The following is a 13,473-nucleotide window of genomic DNA, read 5'->3' as shown; positions in this document are numbered from 1 at the left end:
CTAAGGTGAACATCGAAACTGCGCCCAGATTATCCCATTTTACTGTTTAATAATAGCTATTTCAGTATACGACTGCGTCTCCAAGGTGGCGATTGGAATAATAGTATTAAGCCTGAAATACAGAAGAGTACGCTGGTTGCTGAGAAAGAAATTAATAGTGGGTTATTAAAGTCATCTCTTTCGTCGTAATCCATAATATGCAACATCCAGAAGAAATCAAAAATACGCCATATCGTACTGCGTACGGTGATCACTTGACCACTTTTACTATCGAGGTAAATGGTTGTGCTCACTTTATCATTAAAGGTGACTTGCCAAATATCTTTACGATATTGCACTTCTCTTGGACCTACTGGCATTAGGGTTGCCTGAGCGATATCTGCATTACCCATGTAGTGTGCTTTAGCTTGTTGTTCTATATTTGCTTGGTTGGGTGGTGGCAGTAAAGAGCCCGTTTTACCGTGAAAATAAGCCGTATGTTCGGCGTTTAACTTTATGATAGGGATATCAAGGAAGTGCTTGTATTCTATGCTTTTAAGTTCAGATACTTGCTGCTTTAGACCATCTAAACTGGCCGTGTAATCAGCGGCGCTAAAGGGGTTATCTATCTGCCTATTTGCTAAGTGTTTGCCATGCACCATTTCGAGAGGAATTGCACTCATCACTAATCCTCCTAGCAACCATGCGAAGATCTGTAGTGCCAGTAAATAACCCAGATATTTATGTACTTTTCTGGCGGGTTTTAATGCAGTTTTAATCATTGCTCTGTTTTTTAGTCAAAATTGCTGATAGCTTAATGAAATTGGCGTAAAATCCGAAGTGACAAATTGTCGCACCCAAAAGTATGACTTATGACTTAATATGTTGGTCGGTTGGTGGTGGCAGTGTATAACAATTGGGCGAGAGGCCCATCCATAAAGCAAGGTATCGCATTCGCAATGTCAGAAATCCAATTTTTAAATGTCGACTTAGAATTAGAATCCAAACATGACATCTCCGCTTTGGTTGAAGACCTAAAGCGTAATGCTGTCGTGTTGCATTATGATAAAGATGAATATCGTGAGCTGGCGCGCATTGAAGCGAGTGCTGAAGTGAATAGTCCAAACAAAGCGATTAATCATCTGTGTGAACTGATTGAGTCATGTTCAAAAGCTGCGCTTAAACAGTGGCTGGGATGTAAAAAACGCACATTTGATATTGGTTTTGTTTCGGGTGAAACGCCAAAATGCTATTCACAAGCCATCGATGTAGATACTTTATTAAGAATTTCTGCTATTGGCGCAGGCATTGAAATTACACTGTATCCTATCGAAAAATAACATGTGAAGGGGGCGTATTGAGCCTCCATCAACCTTTTTATGTCGGTATCTTACCGCGAATACAGCCCGTGTTTTATATAAAACCCACAAAAAGTTCATATTAGTCAACAGCTTACTTCCACCATAAAACAGCAATCCTTGCCAGTGTGTCAAATTATCTGGCATAGGCGTATTACCTAAACTCGAATTGAATTGACTTCGCCCCGTTGTTTAATTATCAACCAAATCAAATTATTGCAAAATAATATATTATTATTTATTTCGAGAGTGCAGTGAGATTATCTATATTTTTCATTGTGATAGAGTAACATTGAAAATTAACATGTTAATTCATTATTAATATCTTGATAAATTTAGTGAGCTGTTTTATCGTTGCTAGGCGATTAAATACTGCAATGCAGATGTTTTTGAACACACACACGGATTATTTCAAGGAAATGTTATGTACAAGTTACTTAAGTTCGCGGCATGGACCGCAGCGCTTACGTTGCATAGTGGCCAGGTTAGCGCGCAGACAACGAAGGCGATAGAGGGCATCAGTGCCTCGCTAAAGTCGATAGATCATTACAACACAGCGAGTTTTCAAGTCGCAGATATTAAGCGTGTGGTCGCTAAAGCCGTTGCACGTGATATCAAGCACAAGCAACAGTCTTGGCAACAGCAGCTCAATAGTTTCAATAAACTCAATCTTGCACAGATCTCTTTATCTAATGACACGATATCGCTTGGATTACAGGCAAATCGATTGACGCGTCAATTAAAAGGGTTGTCTTCTTATGGCCAGCAAGTGTTTCAATTACGTCTAGCCGATAGTGCCATGCTGGATGCGTGGCAGCAAGGCGAGCTACCGTTAATTGCATTTGCACCCCGAGGGGAAGATACGCAGTGGCTTCATGTCGAAGCTTTTGATGAAGACGGTCAATTACATTTGTTGGACGCAACGCAAATGCCACAGCGTCCCGTGTTAATTGTTGAGTTGGATAAACAAGTTGTGCACAAAGAGGGGGTTGCAGTGATGCGTAAAGTGTTTACTCAATCCCTGAGCAAGGTGCAGTCTACTTCTGAGACTAACATCTTGAATTCTGTGGGCGCGCAATCTGCTATTTCTACCTCCGTGATTAATCACATTCGTTTGAATGATGATAAAGAGCCTTGGGTATCAGGTGCCGCTGAAATTTATGCCATTGTGAATGGTGTCAGCCCAAGTCAAGATGAGCCAGTACTGGATATTGTCGATTTACCGTATTTAGATCACGATGGGCAAACCTACTCACCAAACCAAATCCTAATACATTGGGAGCGCTACCGTTGGCAAGCGGCAGATGTACTGCTGATGGAGCATGATGACAATACAAATTATCAAGAGTTGGCAGTGGCCTTTTTAGAGGTGGTGACGCAGGCGATGAAGTTGATCCCTAACCCAAATGTGCAGGGGTATGCCATTATTCCTCAGCTTACCAATGAATTGGTCAAGGCGATGCCAAGTAACTGGTTCAGCAATGATGATGATTATGTTGATGTATTTTATACCTTATTTGAAAACCGCAGGTACTCCAATTTAATGGGGGCCAGCAACAATGCCAAAATGACTTTATCTCCCTTAACGATAGAGCCTAGGTAAGTGTGCTTTTAAATCGCAGCGGTGGTGGAAGATCGATCCGATTTATGAGTTAGGAACATGGTTACCTTACCTACTTTAACACTCACGTAGACTCTGCGCTGAGTATGTTATGCGGCCCAATGGATTGGGCCGCTTTTTTTGTTTTAATTTTACCAAATGAGGTCGACAAATTCTGGGTGGTCTACATACGGGTTGCGATTGCCTTGATACTCATAAGCGGCTTGATTTCGTGCGCGTTCAATATCATCGACGGGATCCTGCTGATGCCAGCGTTTAAGCAGGTTGATCACCCAAGTTTCATAAACCAGGCCTGATGTCCCATTGAGTACATCGCTGCCGTAACTGGATTTGTTGTGCCAGCTGGCAATGACATTTTCATAACGTGTGGCCATGTAGAAATAAATTCGTGCAAAATCCCCTTTAAAGGCATCAATGGGCTCGAATACGGTGCCCGTATAATTGATACCTGACGCACTGCCGACTTTACTGCCGTTAGAGGAGGTATAACTGGCGTTGCCCACTTCTCCAAACGGAAAGCTATTGCGCTTTGCATTGACATAGCCATCAGAGGCAACAATATGATGCACATCTGAGTTCATTGGTTCTACTTTGCCACCAAACCAACTCTTAGGAAAAGAGTGTTCACGGTTATAACAGTCACCTTCACCACGATAGCTACCACACTGATCGCCCACGGCGACAAAGTTAATCGCATCGGAATTTGTTGGCTGTTCAGAGTAACGATCGAGTACTGAGTTATCTTTTTCAAAATAGCGGTCACGCTCGTTCTGGTCGATGAAAGACCATAAAGCGCTATAGCCTTGGTTGTTGTGGTTTTTAATGATGGCGTGCAGCTCAGACTTGAGTGCAAGTCCAGTTAGACCCGCAGTAGATGCGTAATAGCCAGTTGGGTCTTGGCCATTGCCGCCATCATTACCTAGGGTGAACTGCTTTTGGTCTTGATTGGTAAATTGCCCACCTGATATCAGGATTTGACCATTGTGACTGAATTCGTATCGACCATTGCCTTGTGAGCAGCAAATACCATCGCCATAACTATCTAATATGGTAAACGTATAGGTATCATCAACCAGGCATAAGGTCTCAGTAATGGTTTGATTATTGCTGTAACCACTGCCACTTTTTACATTTTGTCCCGCTGTGTTGGCTAATTGCCAGCTGGTTTCGCTCGCGTAGTTATCAGTTTTAAGAGTAAAAGTGACGGTGTTGTGCTGGCAATCTGTAGGAGGGGGTGGCGGAGGCGGTGTGGTGGTTGTACCTGTACCATAGCTGTCAACGTAGACGACTTCACTGCCGTCAAATCCGCTGACATCATAAAATCGCAAGCCCACTTCAATGTTTTTAGATGTGCTTGCCTGGTATTGATAGCTTATCTGCTGCCATTGACCAGTGAGCTGTGGATTTGAATATCCTCGGTAGCCATCGATGTAGAGGCGCGATTTCATGCCTCCTTCCGTGTGATAAACCCACACACTGAAGTCATAATTTTGTCCTGCAACCACCGCAATACTTTGGCGTAAATCAGTATTACCTTGAGTTGCGGTATTGACGGTAATGGCTGCTGCGGTTTGGCCTGCTTGTACAGGCGTTGACACAGGGGAGGTTGTGATCCCTGAATCAACAGTAGACCAATTGCTCGGTGTGTTATTTTGCCATAGCTCAAAATCCCCATTGTTTACCTGTGCTTGGCTTGTAGCACTAAAAATAGTAGCTAAAACAGCTGCTTGATACTGCATCCTTGTTGTCTTATGTAATGTCATTATTTTCTCTTATTATGTTTTGTCGATAAAGAGCGGAAGAAAAATCCCACCGCAGTTATTAAAATGTTAATAAAAAACAGATCAAAAAATAAACACTTCTTTTAATCTGTTTTCGTTGGTGTTTTTTTCTTTTCATAACTAAAAGGAATAACAAAGCAGATACTGTTCTTTTTGTTGAGGGATAGGAACAGTATCCTGCATGCTATTAAATGACCTGCACATTAAAGTGCCAGAGCAAGTAAATCGAAATGGGTTACGGGGAATAGACAATGTTGTTAAGTCAACTGAGTGCTGCGGCAAGTCCGCTTTCACAAGAACAACTGCAAAAGTTACAGGGGTTAGTGGCTGAACTAAACCCTATTCAACAAGCTTGGGTGAGTGGTTACTTGGCTGCAAATGCCAATACTGCGGCGCTTGGTGGCGTGCTTGGTCAAGCTGCTGCACCTGCGCAAGATGCTGTGCCACTGACTATCTTATATGGTTCGCAAACCGGTAATGCAAAAGGCGTTGCTGCTCAGCTAGAAGCACAGGCGAAGTCACGTGGTCTAGATGCAAAGCTAGTTAACATGGCGGACTATAAGCCTGGTAACTTAAAGAAAGAAAAATTTATCGCCGTTGCGGTCTCAACGTACGGTGAAGGTGAGCCGCCAGAAGATGCTGAGAACCTGCATGAATTCTTAGTTGGCAAAAAAGCGCCTAAATTAGATGGCGTTAAAATCGCGGTATTAGGCTTGGGTGATTCAAGTTATGAATTCTTCTGCCAAACAGCCATCGATTTTGAAGAGCGCCTGCAAAAGTTGGGTGCGCAAAGTGTGGTTGCGCGTGCTGATTTAGACGTTGATTATGAAGAGCAGGCCGAGGCATGGATTGCATCAGCACTAGACGCATTTGAGCCAGAGTTAAAAGCGCAGCAAGCTGCAGGTGGTACAAATGTAGTGAGTGCGCCTTTTGGTGCGCCACAAGCTGCTCATAGCCAGTATACAAAGCAAAATCCATTTACCGCTGAAATTGCTACGGCGGTGAAAATCACTGGTCGTGATTCAACAAAAGACGTGCGTCATATCGAAATTGATCTGGAAGGTTCAGACATCAGTTATCAACCGGGCGATGCATTAGGTGTGTATTTTTTAAATGATGAAGCACTGGTTGATGAGGTGCTCAGTACATTAAATATCGACCCTCAGAGCGAAGTTAAACTGGGCGATGACGCCTTCAGTGTGCGTGATGCCCTGATTGAAAAGCTGGAACTGACTCAGTCATATCCTGGGTTCGTTGAAAAGTATGCGACGGCCACTGGGAATGAGGAATTGGCTAAGCTAGTAACAGACAAAGCGGCGCTGCGTGAATATTTAGAAGCGCGTCAGATCTTTGATGTTATCAAACAAAACCCAAGCGAGATTGCAGCGCAAACACTGGTTGAGTGTTGTCGTAAACAGCAAGCACGTTTGTACTCGATTGCATCCAGCCAAGCTGAGGTGGAAGAAGAAGTTCACTTAACAGTGGGTTTAGTAGAGTTTGAAGCATTTGGTGAACAACACTTTGGTGGCTGTTCTGGTTTCTTAGCGCACCGCGTTGAAGAAGGTACTAAGGTTAAGGTGTTCAGCGAGCACAATGATAACTTCCGCTTACCAAGTGATGATAATACGCCTGTGATCATGGTTGGTCCAGGTACTGGTATCGCGCCATTTAGAGCATTTTTACAAGAGCGTGATGCACGTGAGGCGGAAGGAGACAATTGGTTGTTCTTCGGTAACCCTCACTTTACACAAGACTTCTTATACCAAGTAGAAATTCAAGGGTATGTGAAGTCAGGATTGCTAAGTCGAGTTGATTTAGCATTTAGCCGGGATCAGGCAGAAAAAATTTACGTTCAAGACCGCTTACGTGAAAAGGGCGAAGAAGTTTTTGCTTGGTTAGAAAAAGGGGCACATTTCTATGTGTGTGGCGATGCGACGCGTATGGCCAAAGATGTGCACCAGGCCCTGTTAGACATCGTGAAAACCTATGGTGGTAAAGATGATGAGCAGGCCGAGCAGTATTTGAAAGAGTTGCGTAGTGCTAACCGTTATCAAAAAGACGTCTACTAATAGACGTCATCACGCACTTTTACCGTCACTGTACAGAATTTAGGAAAAACCATGAGCAATCAAGATTTTAAGCCCAATAGTAAGCACGATCCTGAAGCTAAATTTGCTGATAATGAACGTTTAAAAACGGAAAGTCAGCACCTTCGCGGAACTATTGAAACCGATTTAGGCGACCAATTAACGGGTGGCTTTACCAAGGATAACTTTCAGCTGATCCGTTTCCACGGTATGTATCAGCAAGATGACCGCGATATTCGTGCTGAACGTACTAAGCAGAAGCTAGAGCCGTTGCACAACGTGATGTTACGTGCACGTATGCCTGGCGGTATTATTCAGCCAGATCAGTGGCTTGCCATTGATAAGTTTGCAGAAGAGAAAACGTCTTACGGCAGTATTCGTCTGACAACCCGTCAAACATTCCAGTTCCATGGTGTACTAAAGCCACATATTAAAGAAATGCACTTAACTTTGCATGATGTGGGTATCGACTCAATTGCAACTGCAGGTGATGTGAACCGTAATGTATTGTGTACAACGAATCCGGTTGAGTCAGAGCTTCACCAAGAAGCGTATGAGTGGGCAGCGAAGATCTCTGAGCACTTACTGCCAAAAACACGTGCTTATTTAGAGATTTGGCTAAATGGCGAGCGTAAAGATTCCACCGATCTTGAGCCAATTTTAGGCTCTACTTACTTGCCTCGTAAGTTTAAAACTACGGTGACAATTCCGCCGAATAACGAAGTGGATGTGCACGCGAATGACTTGAACTTTGTTGCGATTGCTGAAGAAGGCAAGCTAGTCGGCTTCAACGTACTTGTCGGCGGTGGTCTTGCAATGACGCACGGTGATGTGAACACTTACCCGCGTCGTGCTGATGACTTTGGCTTTATTCCACTAGAGCATACGCTAGCAGTGGCAGAGCATGTTGTCAGTGTGCAGCGTGACTGGGGTAACCGCGTAAATCGTAAAAACGCAAAAACCAAATATACACTAGATGCATTCGGTATTGATGCGTTTAAAGAAGAAGTGGAAAAGCGTGCAGGCGTTAAGTTTGCTGAGAGTCGCCCATATGAATTTACACACCGTGGCGATCGCTTTGGTTGGGTTGAAGGCATCGATGGCAAACATCACCTAACGCTATTCTTGCAAAGTGGTCGTATTTTAGATTACCCAGGCCAGCCTCTGAAAACAGGTTGTCGCAAAATTGCAGAGATCCACAAAGGTGATTTCCGCATGACTGCCAACCAAAACTTAATCATCGCGGGTGTGGCTGAAGAAGACAAAGCTGAAATTGAAAAAATTGCTCGTGAGCACGGCTTAATTGATGACACGCATACCGAGCAGCGTAAGAGCTCAATGGCGTGTGTGGCATTGCCTACGTGTCCATTAGCGATGGCAGAAGCGGAGCGTTATTTACCTGAGCTAGTAGAAAAAACAGAAGCGCTATTAGCAAAACACAGCATTCCAAATGATGACATCATCATGCGTGTGGTAGGTTGTCCAAATGGCTGTGGCCGTGCAATGTTGGCGGAAGTGGGCTTCGTAGGTAAAGGTCCAGGTAAATACAATGTTTATCTTGGCGGTAACCGTGAAGGTACCCGTGTTCCTAAGCTATATCTAGAAAACGTCAGTGAAGATGTTTACCTTCCTGCGCTAGATGAGTTGATAGGTCAGTGGGCTGCTGAGCGTCAAACGCAAGAGTGCTTTGGTGATTTTGTGATCCGCACAGGTATTGTTGCGGAAGTAAAAGTTTCAAAAACGGATTTCCACGCTTAATAACAAGGGCCCAATAGGGCCCAATAATAGGACAAGCTATGAGCGAATTTAAGCAAATATTAACCCTAGATAAAGCAACACAGCAGGCATTGCTTGCTGATGCGAATGGCATGCTGGCACAAAAAAGTGTCGAAGAGCGTGTTGCTTGGGCGCTTGAGAATCTGCCTGACACCCATATGCTGTCGTCAAGTTTTGGTATTCAAGCGGCAGTGATGCTGCACCTCGTATCACAGCAAAAAAATGATATTCCTGTGGTTTTAACTGACACCGGTTACCTATTCCCAGAAACCTATCAGTTTGTGGATGAATTAACTGAAAGATTGCAGCTCAACCTGAAAGTTTATCGCAGTAACTACAGCCCAGCTTGGCAAGAAGCCAAATATGGCAAACTGTGGGAGCAAGGCGAGGAAGGCATCAAACAGTACAACACCTTGAATAAGGTTGAGCCAATGACACGTGCTCTACAAGAATTAGAGGTGGGTACTTGGTTTAGCGGCTTACGCCGTCAACAGTCTTCATCGCGTTCTGATAAGCAGATCCTAGAAATTAGCCGAGGTAGTGTAAAGGTTTACCCCATCATTGACTGGCACAACCGAGATGTTTATCAGTACTTAACTAAGCATGACTTACCTTATCACCCTCTGTGGGAGCAAGGATATGTGTCTATGGGTGATGTGCATACGACACGTAAATTAGAGCCTGGTATGACCGAAGAAGAAACCCGCTTTTTTGGTCTGAATCGTGAATGTGGCTTACACATTGATGGTGATGGTATCTAAGCGATTTGATGAGCCGCAGCATGGTCTGCGGCTTTTTATTTTCTTTTAAAATAACCCTATCCTCCTGTCATTTCGAGCGCCTTTTCTATTGATAATTTTTTGCCCAATTGTCAAACTGTGCGCAATACCAAGCTATACTTTACAAGTGTGGCCTCAAGTCAAAAAGGAGTGCCGAAATGAAATACGCAAGTTACTTGTTTATTATGATGATGTTGGTGGGACTGGCGTCATTATTTATAATTAAACGCCCCGATGGCAAACCTTACCTCAGTGTTGATATGATTTTTGGCAAAGCGCAGCAAGAAGCCAATGCACTGCTAGATAAGTCAAAGCGTGAATTTAACGACGCGGTTAACAGTGCGAAAGGGATGATGGATGGTGAAGCGCCGAGCGCGTCGCAAGCGACCATCTATAAATGGCAAGATGCCAAGGGAAACTGGCATTATTCAGACAGACCAAATACGCGTGTAAATAGCCAAGTACATACTTTGGATCCGACGAAAATAACCATTATGGCAGCAGAGAACACAGATATTCTGAATGAAAAAACACAGAATGCAGATGGCCTAGAGGGAAAAGGTGGGATTAACAGTATGAGCCCCAATGAGGTGAAAAAGCTGGTGCAAGATGCGCAAAACGTACAAAAGCTTATGGATCAGCGGGCTAAGCAGCTTGATGATACATAAAACCGAAATCACGAGATAAAAGGCGACATCATGTCGCCTTTTTTATTCAGCATCTAGCAGGGCTTGAATAGACTGAGCAAGAGAAAGGCTTGCAGTCAACCCTGGTGATTCAATCCCGTATAAGTTAATAAGGCCTGCGATACCATGTATGCTTTGGTTTTCAATGATAAAATCTTGCGCGCCCGAGGTTTGCAACTTAGGTCTTATGCCCGCGTAATCAATGTGCAATTTACTTTTATCAACCTGTGGCCAGTAGCGTTGTATGGCTTGATAAAAGGTATTTAAAGCGCTGCTATCTGTTGCGTAATCAATGGTGTCGATAAACTGAGTATCTGGTCCAAAGCGTAATTGGCCTGCAAGGTCAATGGTGGCATGTATACCGAGTCCATGCTGCTCTGGTACAGGATAAATCAGGTGCTTAAACGGATGTGCCCCTTGGTAGCTAAAATATTGTCCACGACAATAGTGAATAGGCGGTATTTGAGCACCGCTCAGCCCTTCAATTTTGGCCGCATTGTGTTGTGCAAATAGCCCGCCTGCGTTTATCAAATGGGTGCAGCTGAGCGTGAAGGTTTGTCCCTCACAATTGAGTGTTACCAAAAACCCACGTTGCACGGGGGTTGCGCTGATAAATTGTGTATTTGCGACAAAATGCCCTTGGTTGTGCTCCAGTTGACCTATCAATGAGAGCATAAACTGATGGCTGTCGATGATGCCAGTGGAAGGAGAGAATAGACCCGCTTTGGCTGTTATCTGCGGCGCTTTTTGCTGCAGCTCTACTTGGCTTAGCCAGTATAGGTCGTCTACACCATTTTGCTCGGCTTGCAATATGAGCTTTTCCAATGTCTGTATTTCAGCATCGTTTTGTGCGGTGATGACCTTACCGAGCATTTTGACCGGCACGCCATAGTCTTCACAGTGCTGATAAAGTAGCGCTTTACCTGCGACACAATGGCGCGCTTTTGCACTATCGCTGGGGTAATAAATACCAGCGTGGATCACTTCACTGTTGCGACTGCTGGTGTGCTCTCCAAAATGCTTGCCTTGCTCAACCACGAAGACTTCTCGTTGTTGGCTAAGTTGAGCGCCAATCGATAGGCCGACGGCACCGGCACCAATGACGAGCGTATCAATATGTTCCATATCTTTTGATTACTCGATTTGTTTCTTTTGTCGACGTTCGATGATCGCGGCAGTCATGCGCGATACACAGCATAGCTCGCCTTTGGCATTGGTGATTTTCACTTCCCATACCGAGGTGCGTTTACCAATATGTAGTGGTTTAGCGACGGCGCGTAAAGTCCCATTTCGAGAGGCTTTTAAATGATTGGCGTTGATTTCTTGGCCAACACAGTAAAAGTTTTCAAAATCAACGACAAAGTTTGCCGCATAGCTGGCAACAGTTTCCGCTAAAGCGACATTGGCACCACCATGCACCATGCCAATTGGATTGTGATGATGTACTGTGGCTGGCATGGTGGCCACCAAGTAATCGTCGCCAATCTCATCTATTTCGATGCCAAGGGTTGCCATTAATGAGCCTTTGCCGTGCAAGCCTTTATCAAGGGATTGGCAAAGTTCCTTGGTAATGGGTTTAAACCAAATGCTCATTGATTGAAGACTCCTTGTTATCCAAAAGAAATAGGTTTGCGGCCTGTTTTACTGTCGACTTGTCCCTGCTTTTTACGCTTTTTATTACCACTTTTACTTTTCTTGGTTGTGCTGTTTGTGGCGGTTTTAGACGCTTTTGGTGGTGCAACAGGTTCGGGTGGACGAGGATTAGGGATTGCATCGTCGGCAAGCGTCAGCATAAAGACCTCACCATCAAAGTGCAGCGTATCACCAGAATAGATTTTCCTGCGTTTTTGCGTGCACAATTCATTATTCACAGCAATGTAGCCGAGGGTGATCAGCTGCTTGGCTTGTCCGCCAGTTTCTGCGAAATCGAGCACTTTGAGTAAATTACACAGCTCGATGGGTTCTTCTTCAAGTTCAATTTCAACGTATTCTTGATTCATATCACAACTCATAATGCGACTTTGCGACAGTATACCGCGCAGTTAAGATGAATGACGAAACTTTTTCGTTATTGTGGTGGTCTTTAATGTAAATGCAGCATTTGGTGTGTATTTTGCTTGCAGCTTTGATTGATTCCATTTTGACAACACAGGGAGATCAACTATGGGTATACGCTCTACGTTAAAAAAAGAGCTAATGAACTTAGATGCACTGGGTTTAATGACCGCAGACGATGTACGTGCTTACCTCAATGTTCACCTCAAAATTGCGCGCGACAAACTGTCGCTGATCTCACGCTTCAACACCCATCACAGCCAAGTTCAAGCTGGATTGCCTAGCACTGAAAAGGCGTTGAAATTTGAACGACATAGATTATTTAAAGATGTTCTTTACCCGAAAGCGGCGGTGCAAAAGTGGCTCGCACAGGCAAACTAATGACATTTTAAATTATGTTAAGCAGTGCACCATATTAGGTCAATAGGTGCACTGATTGATATCGTTTTTTACACTAAACTTGCGCTATAGCGTTGGTATCTGGTCGGCTTTTTGGGTGTACTCTAAGCTCAAATTGATATTTTGCAGCGCTGGCTTAAAAGGCAGTTGATAACCTTCAATGGTGACGACAGGAAACTCGTTGAGCAGTTGGGCATACATCTTTTGTGTTTTTGGTTGTAGCATAAAGTCGATAAATGCTAATGCATTTTCTTTGTTTGGTGCGTGTTTTGCGATGGCTGCGGTGGTGGTTGACACGGGCGTGTGTCCATTTGCCATTTGCAAAAAGTGCATTGCAAGTTGCGAGGCAATTTTCACTTCTTGTTTATTATTCGACTGTTTCATCATATGCCAGTAGTAGTGATTTGCTAGCGCATACTGGCATTGTCCTTTGGCAAGACCTCGTAGCTGATCTCTGTCGCCCCCTGAAGGGCGCTTTGCAAGTAGCTGATTGGCGTTTTTTATCCATTGGGTATCTTGGGCGTGATTACCTGATAGCAAACTGGCAAATAACGTTTTGTTGTAGCTATGTCCCCAGTCTCTGACACAAAACTTTCCCTGCATGTGCGGTTCACTAAATTGCGAAAAGTACGTCGGAATAAATACCGTGGCATTGTCGTTTTTTCTCGTAAACAACGCGCGGGTGCGCATGGATAGGCTCACCCAGTGCTGATTTGGATCTTTGAAGACATCTGGCAACTGTGACCAGCCTTTGAGCTCAGTCATCGGCTGTAATAATGCACGATGCGCACTGAGTTGCACCAAATCAGAGCTGAGGATCACATCTGCACGAGATTGTATACCATCAGATTTGAGTCGTGAGAGTAAAAAGTGAGATTTGCCATTGACGAGATTCACTTTGACACCGCTGTGTTGCTCGAAAGCTTGCAGCATGGGTTTGATAAGTTCGTAT

The 13,473-nt window shown here is 44.1% G+C and carries 13 protein-coding genes; 7 read left to right on the top strand and 6 right to left on the bottom strand.

Annotation, left to right across the window (positions count from 1 at the left end; all coding sequences use genetic code 11):
• Positions 1-56 precede the first annotated feature (56 nt).
• Positions 57-761, bottom strand: a complete 705-nt coding sequence (locus JF50_RS21930; RefSeq protein WP_039611486.1) for a hypothetical protein — start codon at positions 759-761, stop codon at positions 57-59.
• Between the two features lie 177 nt (positions 762-938).
• On the opposite strand from JF50_RS21930, the gene JF50_RS21925 reads away from it, so the two are divergent.
• Positions 939-1,319, top strand: coding sequence for a hypothetical protein (locus tag JF50_RS21925; protein ID WP_039612117.1), 381 nt, complete (start codon positions 939-941; stop codon positions 1,317-1,319).
• A gap of 442 nt (positions 1,320-1,761) precedes the next feature.
• Positions 1,762-2,940: a DUF3103 family protein gene (locus JF50_RS21920; RefSeq protein WP_039611485.1), complete on the top strand. Its 1,179-nt coding sequence runs from the start codon at positions 1,762-1,764 to the stop codon at positions 2,938-2,940.
• A gap of 149 nt (positions 2,941-3,089) precedes the next feature.
• Here the strand turns inward: JF50_RS21920 and JF50_RS21915 are convergent, their stop codons facing one another.
• Positions 3,090-4,697 (bottom strand): endonuclease, encoded by a 1,608-nt coding sequence (locus JF50_RS21915; RefSeq protein ID WP_039612116.1) that lies wholly within the window; start codon positions 4,695-4,697, stop codon positions 3,090-3,092.
• A gap of 293 nt (positions 4,698-4,990) precedes the next feature.
• On the opposite strand from JF50_RS21915, the gene JF50_RS21910 reads away from it, so the two are divergent.
• From JF50_RS21910 to JF50_RS21895, 4 genes are all read left to right on the top strand, one after another.
• Positions 4,991-6,808: an assimilatory sulfite reductase (NADPH) flavoprotein subunit gene (locus JF50_RS21910; protein WP_039611484.1), complete on the top strand. Its 1,818-nt coding sequence runs from the start codon at positions 4,991-4,993 to the stop codon at positions 6,806-6,808.
• Between the two features lie 51 nt (positions 6,809-6,859).
• Positions 6,860-8,584 carry an assimilatory sulfite reductase (NADPH) hemoprotein subunit gene (gene cysI, locus JF50_RS21905; RefSeq protein WP_039611483.1) on the top strand — a complete coding sequence of 575 codons (1,725 nt, stop codon included), beginning with the start codon at positions 6,860-6,862 and terminating at the stop codon, positions 8,582-8,584.
• 38 nt (positions 8,585-8,622) lie between these two features.
• A complete protein-coding gene (locus JF50_RS21900) occupies positions 8,623-9,363 on the top strand; it encodes a phosphoadenylyl-sulfate reductase (protein WP_039611482.1) in 741 nt (246 codons plus the stop codon).
• 176 nt (positions 9,364-9,539) lie between these two features.
• A complete protein-coding gene (locus JF50_RS21895; protein ID WP_039611481.1) occupies positions 9,540-10,049 on the top strand; it encodes a DUF4124 domain-containing protein in 510 nt (169 codons plus the stop codon).
• Between the two features lie 42 nt (positions 10,050-10,091).
• Here JF50_RS21895 and JF50_RS21890 read toward each other — a convergent pair whose 3' ends face one another.
• The 3 genes from JF50_RS21890 to JF50_RS21880 are packed head-to-tail and all read right to left on the bottom strand — an operon-like array spanning position 10,092 to position 12,067.
• Positions 10,092-11,192: an NAD(P)/FAD-dependent oxidoreductase gene (locus JF50_RS21890; RefSeq protein WP_039611480.1), complete on the bottom strand. Its 1,101-nt coding sequence runs from the start codon at positions 11,190-11,192 to the stop codon at positions 10,092-10,094.
• Positions 11,193-11,201: 9 nt separating this feature from the next.
• Positions 11,202-11,660, bottom strand: a complete 459-nt coding sequence (locus tag JF50_RS21885) for a PaaI family thioesterase (RefSeq protein WP_039611479.1) — start codon at positions 11,658-11,660, stop codon at positions 11,202-11,204.
• Between the two features lie 17 nt (positions 11,661-11,677).
• A complete protein-coding gene (locus tag JF50_RS21880) occupies positions 11,678-12,067 on the bottom strand; it encodes an RNA-binding S4 domain-containing protein (protein ID WP_039611478.1) in 390 nt (129 codons plus the stop codon).
• 163 nt (positions 12,068-12,230) lie between these two features.
• On the opposite strand from JF50_RS21880, the gene JF50_RS21875 reads away from it, so the two are divergent.
• Positions 12,231-12,503 (top strand): hypothetical protein, encoded by a 273-nt coding sequence (locus JF50_RS21875; RefSeq protein WP_039611477.1) that lies wholly within the window; start codon positions 12,231-12,233, stop codon positions 12,501-12,503.
• An 84-nt stretch (positions 12,504-12,587) separates the two neighbouring features.
• On the opposite strand, the gene JF50_RS21870 is transcribed toward JF50_RS21875, so the two are convergent.
• On the bottom strand, positions 12,588-13,454 hold the full coding sequence (locus tag JF50_RS21870; RefSeq protein WP_235423495.1) for an extracellular solute-binding protein: 867 nt from the start codon (positions 13,452-13,454) through the stop codon (positions 12,588-12,590).
• Positions 13,455-13,473: the final 19 nt, after the last annotated feature.

The organism is Pseudoalteromonas luteoviolacea, assembly GCF_000814765.1.
GTDB classification, from domain to species: Bacteria; Pseudomonadota; Gammaproteobacteria; order Enterobacterales; family Alteromonadaceae; genus Pseudoalteromonas; species Pseudoalteromonas luteoviolacea_H.
The sequence above is the reverse complement of the archived record's forward strand: the minus strand, read 5'-3'. Positions and strand labels throughout refer to the sequence as shown.